Consider the following 17,619-nt stretch of genomic DNA (forward strand, 5'->3'; position numbering starts at 1 on the left):
GCACATATGTTTTAAGGCAATTTGAGTGCCATGGCACAGTTCTTAATTGATTGCCTGATTGATATATAACCTAGCGGTATTTATGCAATTACATAAATACCGATCGGCTATATAGGGAGTTATAACGGATTCAGCACGAGGCTCAAGAGCGCGGCTCAAGAGCGCGGGGCGTAAGCGAACACATCGGCACGCATTTGATGGGCATCCATCCCGGCTTCGACCAAAGCGTCGAGGGTGCCGTAGACCATGGCCGGCGAGCCGCTGGCGTAGACGTGCAGCGGTTTCAGGTCAGGGAAGTCTTCACAGACTGCCTCGTGCAGCATGCCGCAGCGCCCTTCCCAGCCGCATTGATCACTGACGACTTTGTGCAGGAACAGGTTAGGCAACTTCAGCCATTCGTCCCAATGTTCGATCTCATAAAAATCTTCTGGGCGGCGCACGCCCCAGTACAGATGCACCGGGTGTTTGAAGCCGTTGGCGCGGCAATGCTCGATCAGCGCATGAATCTGGCCCATGCCGGTGCCGGCGGCGACCAGCACCAACGGCCCGTCGGGCAGCTCGGCCAGATGCGTATCGCCAAACGGCAGCTCGACACGCACCATGGCGTTGCGTTGCAGCTGTTCGATCAGGCTCAGTGCACTGGCTTCGCGCGCCAGCACGTGGATTTCCAGATCACGCCCGCCATGCGGTGCCGAGGCCATGGAGAACGCCGACTTCTCGCCGTTCTCGCGCTCGATCATCAAGTATTGCCCGGCGTGATAACGCGGTGGCTTGCCCGCCGGCGCACGCAGACGCACGCGCCAAGTGTCGCCGCCCACATCGCGGCATTCGATGACCTGACACGACAGGCTGCGCACCGGCAGTTCTCCCAGCGCGAGCACGCCATCCCACAGCAGGATGCAGTCTTCCAGCGGCTCGGCTATGCAAGTGTAGAACTCGCCGTGGTCGTGCACCTTGCCGTCCTGCGCAACGCGGCCTTCAACCAGCAGCGCCGCACACACATGACAATTGCCGTTGCGGCAGCTTTGCGGGCATTCGTAGCCCAGGCGCCGCGCACCATCGAGAATCCGCTCGCCGGGCTGTATCTCAAGCACTGCTCCGGAGGGCTGCAAGGTTACACGCATCAATCTATTCCTAACTGATTCCAGATGGCATCGATCCGTTGGGTGACGGCGTCGTCCTTGACGATCACGCGGCCCCACTCGCGAGTGGTTTCGCCCGGCCACTTGTGGGTGGCATCGAGGCCCATTTTCGAGCCCAGGCCGGAGATCGGCGAGGCGAAATCGAGGTAGTCGATAGGCGTGTTATCGATCATCACCGTGTCGCGCTTGGGATCCATGCGCGTGGTGATGGCCCAGATCACGTCGTTCCAGTCGCGGGCATTGATATCGTCGTCGGTGACGATAACGAACTTGGTGTACATGAACTGTCGCAAAAACGACCAGACACCGAGCATCACGCGCTTGGCATGCCCCGGATACGACTTCTTCATGGTCACGATGGCCATGCGGTAAGAGCAGCCTTCCGGCGGCAGGTAGAAGTCGGTGATCTCCGGGAACTGCTTTTGCAGGATCGGCACGAACACTTCGTTCAGCGCCACGCCGAGGATTGCCGGCTCATCCGGCGGACGGCCGGTGTAGGTGCTGTGGTAGATCGGTTTGATCCGGTGGGTGATGCGCTCGACGGTGAACACCGGGAAGCTGTCGACTTCGTTGTAGTAACCGGTGTGGTCGCCGTACGGGCCTTCATCGGCCATTTCGCCCGGGTGGATCACGCCTTCGAGGATGATTTCGGCGGTGGCCGGCACTTGCAGGTCGTTGCCACGACACTTGACCAGTTCGGTACGGTTACCGCGCAAGAGCCCTGCGAAAGCGTATTCGGAAAGACTGTCCGGCACCGGCGTCACGGCGCCGAGAATGGTCGCCGGATCCGCGCCAAGGGCCACCGACACCGGGAACGGCTGACCCGGATGCTTCTCGCACCACTCGCGGAAGTCGAGGGCGCCGCCACGGTGGCTGAGCCAGCGCATGATCACCTTGTTGCGGCCGATCACTTGCTGACGGTAGATACCGAGGTTCTGGCGGTCCTTGTTCGGGCCTTTGGTGACGGTCAGGCCCCAGGTGATCAGCGGCCCGACGTCGCCGGGCCAGCAGGTCTGCACCGGCAGCATCGCCAGATCGACATCGTCGCCTTCAATGACCACTTCCTGGCACACCGCGTCTTTGACGACTTTCGGTGCCATCGAGATGATCTTGCGGAAGATCGGCAGTTTCGACCACGCGTCTTTCAAGCCCTTCGGCGGTTCCGGCTCCTTGAGGAAGGCCAGCAGCTTGCCGATTTCGCGCAGCTCGCTGACCGACTCGGCGCCCATGCCCATCGCCACCCGCTCAGGGGTGCCGAACAGGTTGCCGAGCACCGGGATGTCGTAGCCGGTGGGTTTCTCGAACAGCAGCGCCGGGCCCTTGGCCCGTAGCGTGCGGTCGCACACCTCGGTCATCTCCAGCACCGGCGAGACGGGAATCTGGATGCGTTTCAACTCTCCGCGCTGCTCAAGCTGCTGCACGAAATCCCGAAGATCCTTGAATTTCATTGACGATGGCACCCTCAAAATAGGCGTACATCCTACCTGCTCTGACGGGCAAACAGCAGCCCGTCAGTGCCCGGGATCGCTCAATTCTGACTGGCACCCAGCAGGATCGGTGCAAACAACGGGCTCAATCTGGCGCTGCCGACGTCGGAAAGGTGGTCCGCATCCTTGTACTGCGAGTGGCCGTCGACATCGATGGCGCAGAGCCCTTCCTTGCACATCAGCGGCGTCGGATCGATGACGTGCACACCGGAATCGGCGGCGCTCATCGAGCCGAACAGGTCAGTGAAAAACTGCTGGCGTGCCAGATGCTCACTGAGCGGACGACCAAGGCCTTCTGCTGAACGGCCGATCCGGGCCAGGCTGGTCAGGCGGTCGATATAGCTCTTGTGCTGCAGCGGCACTTCCTTGAACAGCCAGACTTGCACGCCGGCTTCGCGCAACTCGGCCACACGCGCCTTGATGGCGTTGGCCATGCGCTGCTCTGACTGACGCGGGTTGTCCTTGCGATCAAGCAGGAATTGCCGATCCCCGTCGCCGTCTTCGCGACCATATACGTACAGGCTCCAATTCGCCGCCAGCACCACGTCCTTGATCCCCAGACTCGTGACGCGGTCCATGTTGCGCTGGTTGAAGTCCTTGCACTGCGGGCGCAGGCTGTCATCGATGATCGGCGGGCAACCCGTCAGGCTGTACAACCACACTGGCTGCACCATGCGACTGGCATTGCCTTCGATGGCGGGCAACAACGCTGCGGCGTGACTGTCGCCCCAGAACATTTTTGTCGCCGCAATATTTTCCTCACCGCCCACCAGACAGGACTTGGTCAGCGCCTTGTCGGTGCTCAAGTGCATGCACTTCGACTGCCCTGCGTTCCATTCGCGTGATTGCGCATATTCCAGCGCCTTGCCGCTCAGGCGCTGCGGAATACCATCTGCCGAGCGGATTACCGAGCCGGTAATCGCCAGCACTGTAATCGACACCAAGCCACCGACCAACACCGAGTTACGGCTGGCAAACACGCGTTTTTCACGGAAGGGCAGTTCGATATAGCGCAGGCTCAGCCACGCCAACACCAACGCCAGGGCGATCCAGCCGATGGCTTCGAGCGGCTGGATACCATCGATGGAAATCGCGTTGGCATACACATAGACCGGCCAATGCCACAGGTAAAACGAGTAGGACAGCAGGCCGATCCAGACCAGAGCCCGGACACTCAATAACCGGCTAGCCCATGTCTCCCCCTGGGCGCCCGACCAGATCAACGCCGTCGTGCCCAATACCGGCAACAGCGCCGCCCAACCCGGGAACACTGTGGTTTTGTCGAAGGTAAACACCGCCACCAGCACCGCCGCCAGCCCGGCCAGGCCAACGGACTGCCGCAGCCATGGCCGCGCAACATGCTTGGGCACGGGCATTACCGCCAACATCGCACCGCAGAGCAATTCCCAGGCGCGGGTCGGCAGGGCGAAAAAGGCAAACTCCGGCCGGCGTTCGATATAGATGATGTTCAAACCGAACGACACCAGCAGCACGGCAAACAGCATCCAGCGCCAATGACGGACGTAGCGCATCAGCAAGACCATCATCAACGGGAAGAAGATGTAGTACTGCTCTTCCACCGCCAGCGACCAGGTATGCAGCAACGGCTTGAGTTCCGACGCCGGCGCAAAGTAGCCGTCTTCACGCATGAACAGAATGTTGGAAATGAACAGCGACTGGTAACGAATCGTCCGCCCGAGTTCAGCCAGGTCTTTGGCTGTCAGCAACAGCCAGCCTAAAGCCAGCGTCACAACCACAACCACAGTCAACGCCGGCAGAATGCGCCGGGCACGACGGCCCCAGAAGTCGAGAAAACTGAAACGCTGGGCGCTGATTTCGCGGAACAGGATCGAGGTGATCAGGAAGCCGGAAATGACGAAGAACACATCAACGCCGACAAAACCGCCGCTGAATGTAGTGAATCCGAAATGAAACAGTACGACGGGAATAACCGCCAGTGCCCGTAATCCGTCGATATCACGGCGATTGCCAAACGTGTGCATGAAAAAACCTTACCTGTTCTGGATACAAAATCCCTTGAAGGCGCGAAGTTATCAGCCGCGCAAACTTCAATCCAGATACAAATAATTCAAGGCAAAAAAAAGCGCCCTTTCGGACGCTTTTTTCAAACGGCTTGCGTATTACTTGCGCTTCATCGACAAGAAGAACTCGTCGTTGGTCTTGGTCGTCTTCAGCTTGTCGACCAGGAACTCGATGGCAGCCACTTCGTCCATCGGGTGCAGCAGCTTGCGCAGGATCCACATACGCTGCAGTTCGTCGTCGGCAGTCAGCAACTCTTCGCGGCGGGTGCCGGAGCGGTTGATGTTGATGGCCGGGAACACACGCTTCTCGGCGATCTTGCGATCCAGAGGCAGTTCCATGTTGCCGGTACCCTTGAACTCTTCGTAGATCACTTCGTCCATCTTCGAGCCGGTTTCAACCAGCGCGGTGGCGATAATGGTCAGCGAGCCGCCTTCTTCGATGTTACGCGCAGCACCGAAGAAGCGTTTCGGCTTCTCGAGGGCGTGGGCATCGACACCACCGGTCAAGACCTTACCGGAGCTCGGGATCACGGTGTTGTAGGCACGGGCCAGGCGGGTGATGGAGTCGAGCAGGATCACCACGTCTTTCTTGTGCTCGACCAGGCGCTTGGCCTTCTCGATCACCATTTCAGCGACCTGCACGTGACGGGTCGGCGGCTCATCGAAGGTCGAGGCAACCACTTCGCCGCGCACGGTGCGCTGCATTTCGGTTACTTCTTCCGGACGCTCGTCGATCAGCAGCACGATCAGGTGAACTTCAGGGTTGTTACGGGCGATGTTCGCTGCGATGTTTTGCAGCATGATCGTTTTACCGGCTTTCGGCGGTGCAACGATCAGACCACGCTGGCCTTTGCCGATCGGGGCGCACAGGTCGATTACACGACCGGTCAAGTCTTCGGTGGAACCGTTACCGGCTTCCATCTTCATGCGCACGGTCGGGAACAGCGGGGTCAGGTTCTCGAAGAGAATCTTGTTTTTCGCGTTCTCGGGACGATCGAAGTTGATCGTGTCGACCTTGAGCAGGGCGAAATACCGCTCGCCTTCCTTCGGAGGGCGGATCTTGCCAACGATGGTGTCACCGGTGCGCAAGTTGAAACGGCGGATCTGGCTTGGCGAGACGTAGATATCGTCCGGGCCGGCCAGGTAGGAAGCGTCAGCGGAGCGCAGGAAGCCGAAGCCGTCCTGGAGAATCTCCAGCACGCCATCACCGGAGATTTCCTCGCCGCTTTTCGCGTGCTTTTTCAGCAGGGAGAAAATCACGTCCTGCTTGCGCGAACGGGCCATATTTTCTATGCCCATCTGTTCGGCCAATTCGAGCAGTTCGGTAATCGGCTTTTGCTTGAGTTCAGTCAGATTCATATAGGAATGACGTAATCATTTATGGAGGGGGGGAAATTAAGCTTTTGGCTTAATGAGGCCGCGCCGCGGAGAAGGCGACAGGATCGCGAACTAATTCGAAAAGGAGTGCGTCGGCGACGGCTAGCAGGGGGCAATGGAGAAACCAGTGCGGGGCCGAATGTACCACCTGAGTTTCGGAGCGTCTAGCCCTGAATACGCAAAAAGCCCCGCTATTTTGCGGGGCTTTTTTTCAGGCACTTTACAGCGACGCTTAGATGTTGGCGTCGAGGAAAGCCGCCAGTTGCGACTTCGACAGGGCGCCGACTTTGGTCGCTTCAACGTTGCCGTTCTTGAACAGCATCAGCGTCGGGATACCACGCACGCCGTGCTTGGCCGGGGTTTCCTGGTTTTCGTCGATGTTCAGTTTGGCAACGGTCAGCTTGCCTTTGTAAGTCTCGGCAATCTCGTCCAGAACCGGAGCGATCATTTTGCATGGACCGCACCATTCAGCCCAGTAATCGACCAGGACAGCGCCTTCGGCCTTGAGTACGTCGGCTTCGAAGCTAGCGTCGCTAACGTGTTTGATAAGATCGCTGCTCATGGAATTCTCCAGGTTGTAAGCAAAAAAACGTGGCCCATCATAGCCGCCCTTCCCCTGTTCAGGAAGCCGCAGTTGATTGAGTCTTGCTATGGCACTCGATGAGTTTGGGTATAGCTCAAGTCACGCCGTGGCGGGGGCAATGAAGGAAATTCCGGTGCGCAGGGCCGCGTTGCGCACATGTTCCTGCATGGCTTTTTGCGCAGCGCCGGACGCCCGACGTGCGAGGGCGCGCAGGATCTTGCGGTGCTCCTGCCAGGTTTCCATCGCACGTTCGGCGCGGATGAACGGTAGTTTCTGGCTCTCCAGGAACATCTCGGCGCTGGCGGTGAGGATGCTCAACATCGCCTGATTGCCGCTGGCCAGCAGGATGCGGCGGTGGAATTCGAAGTCGAGTTTCGCCGCAGCCTCAAAGTCGCCAGCCTTCAATTGCTCGCGCATGGCCGCGACATTGTCTTCCAGCGCATCCAGATCGACAGTACTCAACGTCACCGCTGCCAGCCCGGCGGCAAACCCTTCGAGCGCATAGCGCAATTGAAAGATATCCAGCGGCGACGCTTGCGCCGCAAATGACCACCCCGGCGCGCTATCGCCGCGCGACAATTCCACTGGCGACTGCACGAACACGCCTTTGCCCGGCTGAATACTGACCACACCCAACGCACTCAGCGAGGACAACGCCTCACGCAACGACGCCCGGCTGACGCCCAGTTGCAGCGCCAGGTCCCGCTGCGAAGGCAAAGCATCACCCGCACCGAAACCCTGTTCGGTGATCAGTTTGCGGATCGCTTGCAGCGCCACTTCGGGTACCGCACGGGAAATCGAATTCATGGTTTTTCGGACGCGCCAGGCCAATGTGCGGCTAGTTGTAAAGCTATTCGGCGAGTCCGGCAAGTCGTGCCCCAGCGGGGTTCGGCGAACCACGCCGGTGCGCCATGGCAGTGCGAAAAACAACCTGACTGTTCAGACCAGTAAGACCGAACAAACCCGCTAAAACCATGGCCTGCCGGGGCGAAAACCGCGTATTGGCACGGCCCGTGCTCTGTCCGAACGCAGAAATCACTTCTCGCCGATCCGGAGATTGTCCATGACCAAGCGTTACAGCGCCCTCCTCGCCGCCCTGTTTTCCTCTCTGTTGCTCAGCCAGGCTCCCGCCCACGCCGACGGTCTCGACGACGTGGTCAAACGCGGCACGCTGAAAGTCGCCGTACCGCAGGACTTCCCGCCGTTCGGCTCGGTCGGCCCGGACATGAAGCCGCGCGGCCTGGACATCGACACCGCAAAACTGCTGGCCGACCAGCTCAAGGTCAAACTCGAACTGACCCCGGTCAACAGCACCAACCGCATCCCGTTCCTGACCACCGGCAAGGTCGACCTGGTGATCTCCAGCCTGGGCAAGAACCCGGAGCGTGAGAAAGTCATCGACTTCTCCCGCGCCTACGCCCCCTTCTACCTCGCCGTGTTCGGCCCGCCAGACGCGGCGATCGCCAGCCTCGACGACCTCAAGGGCAAAACCATCAGCGTTACCCGTGGCGCCATCGAAGACATCGAGTTGACCAAAGTCGCTCCGGAAGGCGTGACCATCAAGCGCTTCGAAGACAACAACTCGACCATCGCCGCCTACCTCGCCGGGCAAGTCGACCTGATCGCCAGCGGCAACGTGGTGATGGTCGCGATCAGTGAAAAGAACCCGAAGCGTGTGCCGGCGCTGAAAGTGAAGCTCAAGGATTCGCCGGTCTACGTCGGCGTGAACAAGAACGAAGCGGCGCTGCTGGCCAAGGTCAACGACATCCTGACCACCGCCAAGGCTGACGGCGCCCTGGAAAAGAACTCGCAGACCTGGCTGAAAGAGCCGCTGCCGGCCGATCTCTGATCGACTGCGCGGGAGACCTTCATGGCTTATCAGTTCGATTTCATGCCGGTGGTGGAAAACACCGACCTGTTGCTGCGCGGGGCGCTGTTCACCCTTGAGCTGACGGCCATCGGTGCGTTGCTCGGGGTCGGCGTCGGGATTGTCGGGGCGCTGGTGCGGGCGTGGAACATCCGCCCGTTCTCGGCGATCTTCGGCGTCTACGTCGAGTTGATCCGCAACACGCCGTTTCTGGTGCAGTTGTTCTTTATCTTCTTCGGCCTGCCGTCGCTGGGCGTGCAGATTTCCGAGTGGCAAGCGGCGGTGCTGGCGATGGTGATCAACCTCGGAGCCTATTCGACGGAAATTATCCGCGCCGGCATTCAGGCGATTCCGCGCGGGCAACTGGAAGCCGCTGCGGCGCTGGCGATGACGCGCTTCGAGGCATTCCGCCACGTGGTCCTGCTGCCGGCGCTGGGCAAGGTCTGGCCGGCGCTGAGTAGCCAGATCATCATCGTCATGCTCGGCTCGGCGGTGTGTTCGCAGATCGCCACCGAAGAGCTGAGCTTCGCCGCCAACTTCATTCAGTCGCGCAACTTCCGCGCCTTTGAAACCTACGCGCTGACCACGCTGATCTACCTGTGCATGGCGCTGCTGATCCGCCAGTTGCTGAACTGGATCGGCCGGCGCTACATCAGCAGGAGCCGCGCATGAGCGATTTCACTTTCTGGGACATCCTGCGCAACCTGCTCGTCGGCCTGCAATGGACGCTGGCGTTGTCGCTGGTGGCGTTTATTGGCGGCGGGATCGTCGGGTTGCTGATCCTGATCATGCGCATCTCGAAAAACTCTGTGTCGAGCAGCATTGCCCGCACCTGGATCGAACTGTTCCAGGGCACGCCGCTGTTGATGCAGCTGTTTCTGGTGTTCTTCGGTGTCGCCTTGGCGGGGATCGAAATCTCGCCGTGGATGGCCGCGGCGATTGCCCTGACCTTGTTCACCAGCGCCTATCTGGCAGAGATCTGGCGCGGCTGCGTCGAGTCGATCTCCAATGGCCAGTGGGAAGCCTCGGCGAGTCTGGCGCTCAATCCGCTGGAGCAACTGCGCTACGTGATCCTGCCGCAAGCGCTACGCATTGCCGTGGCGCCGACCGTGGGTTTCTCGGTGCAAGTGGTCAAAGGCACTGCCGTGACCTCGATTATCGGCTTCACCGAATTGACCAAGACCGGCGGCATGCTCGCCAACGCCACATTCGAACCGTTCATGGTCTACGGCCTCGTCGCCCTCGGTTACTTCCTGCTCTGCTACCCGTTGTCCCTCAGTGCGCGCTACCTGGAAAGGAGACTGCATGCCTCTGCTTAGAATTTCCGCCCTGCATAAATACTACGGCGATCACCACGTACTCAAAGGTATCGACCTCAGCGTCGAGGAAGGCCAGGTGGTGGCGATCATCGGCCGCAGCGGCTCGGGCAAATCCACCCTGCTGCGCACCCTCAATGGCCTGGAGTCGATCAACGACGGCGTGATCGAAGTCGACGGCGAATACCTCGACGCTGCCCGCGCCGATTTGCGCAGCTTGCGGCAGAAGGTCGGCATGGTCTTTCAGCAGTTCAACCTGTTCCCGCACCTGACCGTGGGCGAAAACGTCATGCTCGCGCCCCAAGTGGTGCAGAAAGTGCCGAAGGCCAAGGCTGCGGAACTGGCGCGCGAGATGCTCGAACGGGTTGGTCTCGGGGAAAAATTCGATGCCTTCCCGGATCGCTTGTCCGGCGGCCAGCAACAGCGCGTGGCGATTGCCCGGGCGTTGGCAATGTCGCCAAAAGTGTTGCTCTGTGATGAGATCACCTCGGCGCTCGACCCGGAACTGGTCAATGAAGTGCTCAGCGTGGTGCGCCAGTTGGCCAAGGAAGGCATGACACTGATCATGGTCACCCACGAAATGCGCTTTGCCCGCGAGGTCGGCGACAAACTGGTGTTCATGCACCACGGCAAGGTGCATGAGGTGGGGGATCCGAAGGTGCTGTTTGCCAATCCGCAGACGGCGGAGCTGGCGAACTTTATTGGCACAGTTGAAGCAACAGCCTGAATCCGCCTCATCCTGATCGTTCCCACGCTCTGCGTGGGAATGCAGCCAAGGACGCAGAGCGTCCCAAAAGCGGACGCAGAGCGTACAGTGAGGCATTCCCACGCAGAGCGTGGGAACGATCAGGTTCGGGGTGCGCGCTCCGGCGGTTTGAACCGTGTGCGTTGGCGCCAGCGTTTGATCGTGGCACGATGTCGGGGTTATCGACCGAGACCCCCTGACCATGCCGCAATCCCAAGCCAAGAATCTGTCCCTGATCGCCGCAATCGACCTGGGCTCGAACAGCTTTCACATGGTCGTGGCCAAGGCCCAGAACGGCGAAATCCGCATTCTCGAGCGCCTTGGCGAGAAGGTTCAGCTGGCTGCCGGCATCGACGACGAGCGCAAGCTCAACGAAGAATCGATGCAGCGCGGCCTCGATTGCCTCAAACGCTTTGCCCAACTGATCAACGGTATGCCGCTCGGCGCCGTGCGCATCGTCGGCACCAACGCTCTGCGCGAAGCGCGCAACCGCCTCGAATTCATTCATCGCGCCGAAGAAATCCTCGGTCACCCGGTGGAAGTGATTTCCGGTCGTGAAGAAGCACGTCTGATCTACCTCGGCGTCTCGCACACCCTCGCTGACACCCCGGGCAAACGTCTGGTCGCCGACATCGGCGGCGGCAGCACCGAGTTCATCATTGGCCAGCGCTTCGAACCGCTGCTGCGCGAAAGCCTGCAAATGGGCTGCGTCAGCTTCACTCAGCGCTACTTCAAGGACGGCAAGATCACCCCGGCCCGCTACGCCCAGGCATACACGGCGGCGCGGCTGGAGATCATGAGCATCGAACATGCCCTGCATCGCCTGACCTGGGATGAAGCCATCGGTTCCTCGGGCACCATCCGCGCCATCGGCCTGGCCCTGAAGGCTGGCGGCCACGGCACCGGCGAAGTGAATGCCGAAGGCTTGGCCTGGCTCAAGCGTCGTCTGTTCAAGCTCGGTGACGTCGACAAGATCGATTTTGAAGGCATCAAGCCGGATCGCCGGACAATCTTCCCGGCAGGTCTGGCGATTCTCGAAGCGATTTTCGACGCCCTCGAACTGCAACGCATGGATCACTGCGACGGCGCCCTGCGTGAAGGCGTGCTCTATGACCTGCTCGGTCGCCATCATCACGAAGACGTGCGCGAACGCACCCTGACCTCGCTGATGGAGCGCTATCACGTCGATCTGGAACAGGCCGCACGAGTTGAACGCAAAGCCTTGCACGCGTTTGATCAGGTGGCGGCGGACTGGGAGCTGGATGACGGCATCTGGCGCGAACTCCTTGGCTGGGCGGCGAAAGTGCACGAAGTCGGCCTCGACATCGCGCACTATCACTACCACAAGCACGGCGCCTACCTGATCGAGCACTCGGACCTCGCCGGGTTCTCCCGCGAAGACCAACAGATGCTCGCGCTATTGGTGCGCGGCCACCGCCGCAACATTCCCAAGGACAAGTTTGCCGATTTCGGTGACGACGGCGACAAGCTGATCCGTCTGTGCGTGCTGCTGCGCTTTGCGATCCTGTTCCACCACATTCGTGGCACCCAGACCATGCCGCAGGTGGTATTGCACGCCAAGGGCAACACCCTGGATGTGGAATTCCCGGAGAACTGGCTGGATGAGAATCAGCTGACTCAGGCGGATTTCGGGCTTGAGGCGGATTGGCTGACGCGGGTGGGGATTGTGCTCACGGTCCACTGAGCCTCGATTGGGCATAAAAAAGGCGATCCTTCTGGATCGCCTTTTTTATTGGGTGTTCGGCTGGGATTTAGTGGTGTGCGTGAGATCGATGCCCCTCACCCCAGCCCTCTCCCGAGGGAGAGGGAGCCGATTTGTGGACTTTTCAAAACCCGAGTTCGACTCGATTTCTCAGGTCGGCGTATAGCGTGAGACACCTCGATCAGTCCCCTCTCCCTTCGGGAGAGGGATAGGGTGAGGGGCTTTTGACTTTCAACGCCTCAGCTGCTCACCGGCAGGATGGGGCTACCCAAGCGCTCCAGCAACGTCGCCTGCGCACTCCTCGGGTTCTGGTTGCCGGTCGGCGTGTTGCGGATGTAACGGCCATCCGACTGCAAGCTCCAGCTATGAGTGTTATCAGTCAGGTACAGCTCCAGCTCTTTCTTCACCCGGGTCAGCAGCTTTTTGCCTTCGACCGGGAAGCAAGTCTCGACGCGTTTGTCGAGGTTGCGCTCCATCCAGTCGGCACTGGAGAGGAACATCTGCTCATCGCCGCCATTGAGGAAGTAGAACACTCGGGTGTGCTCAAGGAAGCGGCCGATGATCGAGCGCACATGAATGTTGTGCGAAACCCCGGCAATCCCCGGACGCAGACAGCACATGCCGCGCACCACCAGATCGATGCGCACACCGGACTGGCTGGCCTTGTACAGCGCGCGAATGATCTTCGGATCGGTCAGCGAGTTGAACTTGGCAATGATGTGCGCCGGTTTGCCGTCGAGCGCAAATTGCGTCTCGCGGGTGATCATGTCGAGCATGCCCTTCTTCAGGGTGAACGGCGCATGCAGCAGCTTCTTCATGCGCAGGGTTTTACCCATGCCGATCAACTGGCTGAACAGTTTGCCAACGTCTTCGCACAAGGCATCGTCGGAGGTCAGCAGGCTGTAGTCGGTGTACAGCTTGGCGTTACCGGCGTGGTAGTTACCGGTGCCGAGGTGCGCGTAGCGAACGATCTCGCCGGCTTCGCGACGCAGGATCAGCATCATCTTGGCGTGGGTCTTGAAGCCGACCACGCCGTAGATCACCACCGCACCGGCCGCTTGCAGACGGCTGGCCAGTTGCAGGTTGGACTCTTCGTCGAACCGCGCACGCAGCTCGATGACCGCCGTCACTTCCTTGCCGTTACGCGCGGCATCCACCAGCGCATCGACGATTTCAGAGTTGGCGCCGGAACGGTACAGGGTCTGGCGCACAGCCAGAACGTGCGGGTCTTTGGCGGCTTGACGCAGCAGGTCGACCACCGGGGTGAACGACTCGAATGGGTGCAGCAAGAGGATGTCCTGCTTGCTGACCACGCTGAAGATGTTTTCGCTGTTCTGCAGCAGCTTCGGGATCTGCGGGGTGAACGGCGTGTATTGCAGCTCCGGATGGCTGTCGAGCCCGGTGATGCTGAACAGCCGCGTCAGGTTGACCGGGCCGTTGACCTGATACAGCTCGCTCTCGCTCAGGTTGAACTGCTTGAGCAGATAGTCCGAAAGGTGTTTCGGGCAAGTGTCAGCGACTTCCAGACGCACCGCATCACCGTAACGACGCGAGAACAACTCGCCACGCAGGGCGCGGGCCAGGTCTTCGACATCTTCGGAGTCGAGCGCCAGGTCGGCGTTTCGGGTCAGACGGAACTGGTAGCAGCCTTTTACCTTCATGCCTTGGAACAGGTCATCGGCGTGGGCGTGGATCATCGACGACAGGAACACATAGTTGTCGCCGGGGCCACCAACTTCTTCCGGCACCTTGATGATCCGTGGCAGCAAGCGCGGCGCCGGGATGATTGCCAGACCGGAGTCGCGACCGAAGGCGTCGATGCCTTCCAGCTCGACGATGAAGTTCAGGCTCTTGTTCACCAGCAACGGGAACGGGTGCGTCGGGTCGAGCCCGATCGGGGTGATGATCGGTGCGATCTCGTCGCGGAAATAGCGGCGCACCCAGGTTTTGATCTTGACCGTCCAGTGGCGGCGACGGATGAAGCGCACCTGATGCTTTTCCAGCTCCGGCAACAGAATGTCGTTGAGGATCGCGTACTGACGATCAACATGACCGTGGACCAGCTCGCTGATCCGCGCCAGCGCCTGATGCGGTTGCAAGCCATCAGCTCCGGCCTGCTCCCGGGCGAAAGTGATCTGTTTCTTCAGACCGGCGACGCGGATTTCAAAGAATTCATCGAGGTTGCTGGAGAAGATCAGCAGGAACTTCAAGCGTTCCAGCAACGGATAGGACTCGTCCAGCGCCTGTTCCAGCACGCGGATATTGAATTGCAGTTGCGAAAGCTCACGGTGGATGTACAGGCTGCTGTCATCCAGGCCCGGTATGGCAATCACTGGCGCCGCCGCGACAGGTTCGGCGACTGGCGCGGGTGGCGCAGGCTCCAGTTCCGGCGGGGTTTCGGTGATTTGCTCGACCACCGGTTGAGCTTCTTTTACTGCAACTTCCGTGAGTCCTTCGGTATTCATTGAATGTTCCTGGGAGGGCTATTTCTGCTCTCGTAACAATTGAGCGGCGCGGACAGCAAAGTAAGTCAGGATGCCATCAGCGCCGGCACGTTTAAAGGCGGTCAGTGATTCGACAATCACCGCCTCGCTCAACCAGCCATTCTGGATCGCCGCCATGTGCATGGCGTATTCGCCGCTAACCTGATAGACGAAGGTCGGCACTTTGAAGGCATCTTTTACCCGGAAAAGAATGTCCAGGTAGGGCATGCCCGGTTTGACCATGACCATGTCCGCGCCTTCAGACAAGTCCGCACCGACTTCGTGCAGCGCTTCGTCGCTGTTGGCCGGGTCCATCTGATAGGAGGCCTTGTTGGCCTTGCCAAGGTTCGACGCCGAACCGACAGCATCGCGGAACGGGCCGTAATAGGCGCTGGCGTACTTGGCCGAATAAGCCATGATCCGCACATTGACGTGGCCGGCGATTTCCAGCGCTTCGCGGATCGCCTGAATGCGACCGTCCATCATGTCCGACGGCGCGACCACCTGAGCGCCGGCTTCGGCATGGGACAAGGCCTGGCGGACCAGTGCGTCGACGGTGATGTCGTTCTGTACGTAGCCTTCTTCGTCGAGAATGCCGTCCTGACCGTGGGTGGTGAACGGATCAAGCGCAACGTCGGTGATCACCCCCAGTTCCGGGAAACGCTCACGCAGCGCGCGGGTGGCGCGCTGGGCGATGCCTTCGGGGTTCCAGGCTTCAGCAGCGTCGAGGGACTTCAATTCAGGTGGGGTGACCGGAAACAGCGCCAGCGCCGGAATCCCCAGCTCGACCCACTTCGCCGCTTCTTCGAGCAGCAGATCGATAGTCAACCGCTCTACCCCAGGCATCGAAGCCACGGCTTCGCGGCGGTTTTCACCGTCGAGCACGAACACCGGCAGGATCAGGTCATCGACCGTCAGCACATTTTCCCGCACCAGCCGACGCGAAAAATCATCACGACGGTTGCGACGCAGGCGAGTGGCAGGGAACAGACGATTGGCGGGGGTAAAGCTCACGGCAGACTCCTGAGCCCGCGCAAACGGGCGAGCGTGACAGTTATAGACGGCCATTATGACGAACAGATGACAGTTGTGTGAGACCTGTGACGTGTAGCCGCATTCCATTCTCAGTGTAGGAATTGTTCACGTCGAGACACATTTGGACACTTTCATGAATGTGTCCGAAGGGTTAGGCTGCGCGTTCATTTCGCCAGCACCCAGACAATGCTCCAACAATTTCTGCATGACTTTGGCTATTTTGCCTTGTTCCTCGGCACGTTCTTCGAAGGCGAAACCATCCTGGTGCTCGCGGGCTTCCTCGCGTTCCGTGGATACATGGACATCAACCTGGTGGTGGTCGTGGCGTTCTGCGGCAGCTATGCCGGCGATCAGCTGTGGTACTTCCTCGGCCGCAAACACGGGCGCAAATTGCTCGCGCGCAAACCGCGCTGGCAGCTGATGGGCGACCGCGCGCTGGAGCACATTCGCAAGCATCCTGACATTTGGGTGTTGAGCTTCCGTTTCGTTTACGGTCTGCGCACGGTGATGCCGGTGGCGATCGGCCTGTCGGGTTATCCGCCGGGACGTTATCTGCTGCTCAACGGCATCGGTGCGGCGATCTGGGCGACCGCGCTGGCCGCCGCCGCTTACCACTTCGGTGCAGTGCTGGAAGGCATGCTCGGCAGCATCAAGAAGTACGAGCTGTGGGTGCTGGGTGCGTTGCTGGTGCTGGGTGTCGGTCTGTGGCTGCGCCGCCGCTTCAAGAATGCGCGGCTGGCCAAACAGGTCTACGCCGACGAGCAAGCCGCGAAAGCTGCACTGCTGAGTCAAGCCGAAGTGGCCAAACCTGCCGAACCGAAGACGCCAGCCGAGTAACTCGCTGGCGACTGGCGTACAGCCCTGCGCACAGCGCGGGCTGGCCGCCTCTTTCAATCATTTGCCCCCTCTGCGCTAGCGGACTGCCGTTCGCCAGCGGCGTTCTCACGCGAAAAATCTCCCGCTCGTTTTCGCAGCAGGCAACCGCAAATAATGAACACCCCGCCGTTGTTGCGATCCATGTAGAAAGCGTTCCATGCAGGTGCCGCCACCACTTGAGCCTATGGCAACGCGCGATAATTTAGTGGACATTTAGCGCCATGAATCTGGAGAGAAACCCATGAGCAAAAAAGTTGCAGTGATCCTGTCCGGCAGTGGCGTGTACGACGGCGCCGAAATCCATGAAAGCGTCATCACCCTGCTGCGCCTCGACCAACGTGGCGCGCAGGTACAGTGCTTCGCCCCGAACATCGCGCAATTGCATGTGATAAATCACCTGACCGGCGAAGAAATGCCCGAGTCGCGCAACGTCCTGGTGGAATCGGCGCGCATTGCCCGCGGCAACATCAAGGACATCCGCGACGCCGATGTCGACGACTTCGATGCGCTGATCGTGCCGGGAGGGTTTGGTGCGGCGAAGAACCTTTCGAACTTTGCCGTTGAAGGCGCGGGCTGCACCGTGCAGCCGCAAGTGCTGGCCTTGGCCGAAGCATTCGCCGAAGCAGGCAAACCGGTGGGCCTGATGTGCATTTCCCCGGCATTGGCGGCGAAGATCTATGGCCCGGGCGTGACCTGCACCATCGGCAACGACGCCGACACCGCCACGGCGATGAACAAGATGGGTGCCACTCATGAAGACTGCGCGGTGACGGAAATCATCGAAGACAAGGCGCGCAAACTGGTGACGACCCCGGCTTACATGCTGGCGCAGAACATCAGTGAGGCGGCATCCGGAATCAACAAGCTGGTGGATCGCGTCCTCGAACTGACCCACGAAAACGACGCCTGATTCCCCGTATGATCGTTCCCACGCTCTGCGTGG

Annotated in this window: 15 protein-coding genes; 7 read left to right on the forward strand and 8 right to left on the reverse strand. The window is 60.1% G+C overall.

Going from position 1 to position 17,619, the window contains the following annotated elements:
* Positions 1 to 155: 155 nt before the first annotated feature.
* The 6 genes from ACZZ0A_RS24290 to ACZZ0A_RS24315 all read right to left on the reverse strand — a co-directional run bounded on the left by ACZZ0A_RS24290 (position 156) and on the right by ACZZ0A_RS24315 (position 7,438).
* The gene (locus tag ACZZ0A_RS24290; RefSeq protein ID WP_016985911.1) at positions 156 to 1,124 is read right to left on the reverse strand and encodes a CDP-6-deoxy-delta-3,4-glucoseen reductase; all 969 of its coding nucleotides are present in this window, start codon (positions 1,122 to 1,124) and stop codon (positions 156 to 158) included.
* Positions 1,124 to 2,590: a 4-hydroxy-3-polyprenylbenzoate decarboxylase gene (ubiD, locus tag ACZZ0A_RS24295; RefSeq protein ID WP_007911173.1), complete on the reverse strand. Its 1,467-nt coding sequence runs from the start codon at positions 2,588 to 2,590 to the stop codon at positions 1,124 to 1,126. The genes ACZZ0A_RS24290 and ubiD overlap by 1 nt, the downstream gene beginning before the upstream one ends.
* Before the next feature lie 80 nt (positions 2,591 to 2,670).
* Positions 2,671 to 4,632, reverse strand: coding sequence for an acyltransferase family protein (locus ACZZ0A_RS24300; RefSeq protein WP_463543831.1), 1,962 nt, complete (start codon positions 4,630 to 4,632; stop codon positions 2,671 to 2,673).
* Between the two features lie 138 nt (positions 4,633 to 4,770).
* Positions 4,771 to 6,030, reverse strand: a complete 1,260-nt coding sequence (gene rho / locus ACZZ0A_RS24305; RefSeq protein WP_003229334.1) for a transcription termination factor Rho — start codon at positions 6,028 to 6,030, stop codon at positions 4,771 to 4,773.
* A gap of 250 nt (positions 6,031 to 6,280) precedes the next feature.
* On the reverse strand, positions 6,281 to 6,610 hold the full coding sequence (trxA, locus tag ACZZ0A_RS24310) for a thioredoxin TrxA (RefSeq protein ID WP_003206727.1): 330 nt from the start codon (positions 6,608 to 6,610) through the stop codon (positions 6,281 to 6,283).
* Positions 6,611 to 6,730: 120 nt separating this feature from the next.
* A complete protein-coding gene (locus tag ACZZ0A_RS24315) occupies positions 6,731 to 7,438 on the reverse strand; it encodes a FadR/GntR family transcriptional regulator (RefSeq protein WP_463543832.1) in 708 nt (235 codons plus the stop codon).
* A gap of 256 nt (positions 7,439 to 7,694) precedes the next feature.
* Here ACZZ0A_RS24315 and ACZZ0A_RS24320 point away from each other — a divergent pair, with 256 nt between their 5' ends.
* The 5 genes from ACZZ0A_RS24320 (at position 7,695) to ppx (ending at position 12,264) form a co-directional block, all read left to right on the forward strand.
* Positions 7,695 to 8,480, forward strand: a complete 786-nt coding sequence (locus ACZZ0A_RS24320) for a transporter substrate-binding domain-containing protein (RefSeq protein WP_007911166.1) — start codon at positions 7,695 to 7,697, stop codon at positions 8,478 to 8,480.
* A 21-nt stretch (positions 8,481 to 8,501) separates the two neighbouring features.
* On the forward strand, positions 8,502 to 9,170 hold the full coding sequence (locus ACZZ0A_RS24325; protein ID WP_007911165.1) for an amino acid ABC transporter permease: 669 nt from the start codon (positions 8,502 to 8,504) through the stop codon (positions 9,168 to 9,170).
* Positions 9,167 to 9,817 (forward strand): amino acid ABC transporter permease, encoded by a 651-nt coding sequence (locus tag ACZZ0A_RS24330; protein ID WP_007911158.1) that lies wholly within the window; start codon positions 9,167 to 9,169, stop codon positions 9,815 to 9,817. The genes ACZZ0A_RS24325 and ACZZ0A_RS24330 overlap by 4 nt, the downstream gene beginning before the upstream one ends.
* On the forward strand, positions 9,804 to 10,541 hold the full coding sequence (locus ACZZ0A_RS24335) for an amino acid ABC transporter ATP-binding protein (protein ID WP_007911148.1): 738 nt from the start codon (positions 9,804 to 9,806) through the stop codon (positions 10,539 to 10,541). Before ACZZ0A_RS24330 ends, ACZZ0A_RS24335 begins: the two co-directional genes overlap by 14 nt.
* A 220-nt stretch (positions 10,542 to 10,761) precedes the next feature.
* Positions 10,762 to 12,264 carry an exopolyphosphatase gene (gene ppx / locus ACZZ0A_RS24340; protein WP_007911145.1) on the forward strand — a complete coding sequence of 501 codons (1,503 nt, stop codon included), beginning with the start codon at positions 10,762 to 10,764 and terminating at the stop codon, positions 12,262 to 12,264.
* 257 nt (positions 12,265 to 12,521) lie between these two features.
* Here ppx and ppk1 read toward each other — a convergent pair whose 3' ends face one another.
* Together ppk1 and hemB are read right to left on the reverse strand one after the other, a co-directional pair.
* A complete protein-coding gene (gene ppk1, locus ACZZ0A_RS24345) occupies positions 12,522 to 14,747 on the reverse strand; it encodes a polyphosphate kinase 1 (protein ID WP_007911143.1) in 2,226 nt (741 codons plus the stop codon).
* An 18-nt stretch (positions 14,748 to 14,765) separates the two neighbouring features.
* Positions 14,766 to 15,779, reverse strand: coding sequence for a porphobilinogen synthase (gene hemB, locus ACZZ0A_RS24350; protein WP_007950076.1), 1,014 nt, complete (start codon positions 15,777 to 15,779; stop codon positions 14,766 to 14,768).
* Between the two features lie 207 nt (positions 15,780 to 15,986).
* On the opposite strand from hemB, the gene ACZZ0A_RS24355 reads away from it, so the two are divergent.
* Positions 15,987 to 16,637, forward strand: coding sequence for a DedA family protein (locus ACZZ0A_RS24355; RefSeq protein ID WP_007911141.1), 651 nt, complete (start codon positions 15,987 to 15,989; stop codon positions 16,635 to 16,637).
* A gap of 280 nt (positions 16,638 to 16,917) precedes the next feature.
* The gene (gene elbB, locus ACZZ0A_RS24360) at positions 16,918 to 17,586 is read left to right on the forward strand and encodes an isoprenoid biosynthesis glyoxalase ElbB (protein ID WP_007911139.1); all 669 of its coding nucleotides are present in this window, start codon (positions 16,918 to 16,920) and stop codon (positions 17,584 to 17,586) included.
* The last annotated feature ends 33 nt before the right edge of the window (positions 17,587 to 17,619 follow it).

Source organism: Pseudomonas sp. AC242 (assembly GCF_979258655.1).

What these genes read in the sequence shown, in the direction of transcription:
- ACZZ0A_RS24355 (WP_007911141.1), top strand. Translation starts at nt 15,987, where the DNA reads ATGCTCCAACAATTTCTGCATGACTTTGGCTATTTTGCCTTGTTCCTC.
- ACZZ0A_RS24335 (WP_007911148.1), top strand. Translation starts at nt 9,804, where the DNA reads ATGCCTCTGCTTAGAATTTCCGCCCTGCATAAATACTACGGCGATCAC.
- ACZZ0A_RS24315 (WP_463543832.1), bottom strand. Translation starts at nt 7,438, where the DNA reads ATGAATTCGATTTCCCGTGCGGTACCCGAAGTGGCGCTGCAAGCGATC.
- ACZZ0A_RS24290 (WP_016985911.1), bottom strand. Translation starts at nt 1,124, where the DNA reads ATGCGTGTAACCTTGCAGCCCTCCGGAGCAGTGCTTGAGATACAGCCC.
- rho (WP_003229334.1), bottom strand. Translation starts at nt 6,030, where the DNA reads ATGAATCTGACTGAACTCAAGCAAAAGCCGATTACCGAACTGCTCGAA.
- ACZZ0A_RS24300 (WP_463543831.1), bottom strand. Translation starts at nt 4,632, where the DNA reads ATGCACACGTTTGGCAATCGCCGTGATATCGACGGATTACGGGCACTG.
- ppx (WP_007911145.1), top strand. Translation starts at nt 10,762, where the DNA reads ATGCCGCAATCCCAAGCCAAGAATCTGTCCCTGATCGCCGCAATCGAC.
- ACZZ0A_RS24330 (WP_007911158.1), top strand. Translation starts at nt 9,167, where the DNA reads ATGAGCGATTTCACTTTCTGGGACATCCTGCGCAACCTGCTCGTCGGC.
- ubiD (WP_007911173.1), bottom strand. Translation starts at nt 2,590, where the DNA reads ATGAAATTCAAGGATCTTCGGGATTTCGTGCAGCAGCTTGAGCAGCGC.
- ACZZ0A_RS24325 (WP_007911165.1), top strand. Translation starts at nt 8,502, where the DNA reads ATGGCTTATCAGTTCGATTTCATGCCGGTGGTGGAAAACACCGACCTG.
- ppk1 (WP_007911143.1), bottom strand. Translation starts at nt 14,747, where the DNA reads ATGAATACCGAAGGACTCACGGAAGTTGCAGTAAAAGAAGCTCAACCG.
- trxA (WP_003206727.1), bottom strand. Translation starts at nt 6,610, where the DNA reads ATGAGCAGCGATCTTATCAAACACGTTAGCGACGCTAGCTTCGAAGCC.
- elbB (WP_007911139.1), top strand. Translation starts at nt 16,918, where the DNA reads ATGAGCAAAAAAGTTGCAGTGATCCTGTCCGGCAGTGGCGTGTACGAC.
- ACZZ0A_RS24320 (WP_007911166.1), top strand. Translation starts at nt 7,695, where the DNA reads ATGACCAAGCGTTACAGCGCCCTCCTCGCCGCCCTGTTTTCCTCTCTG.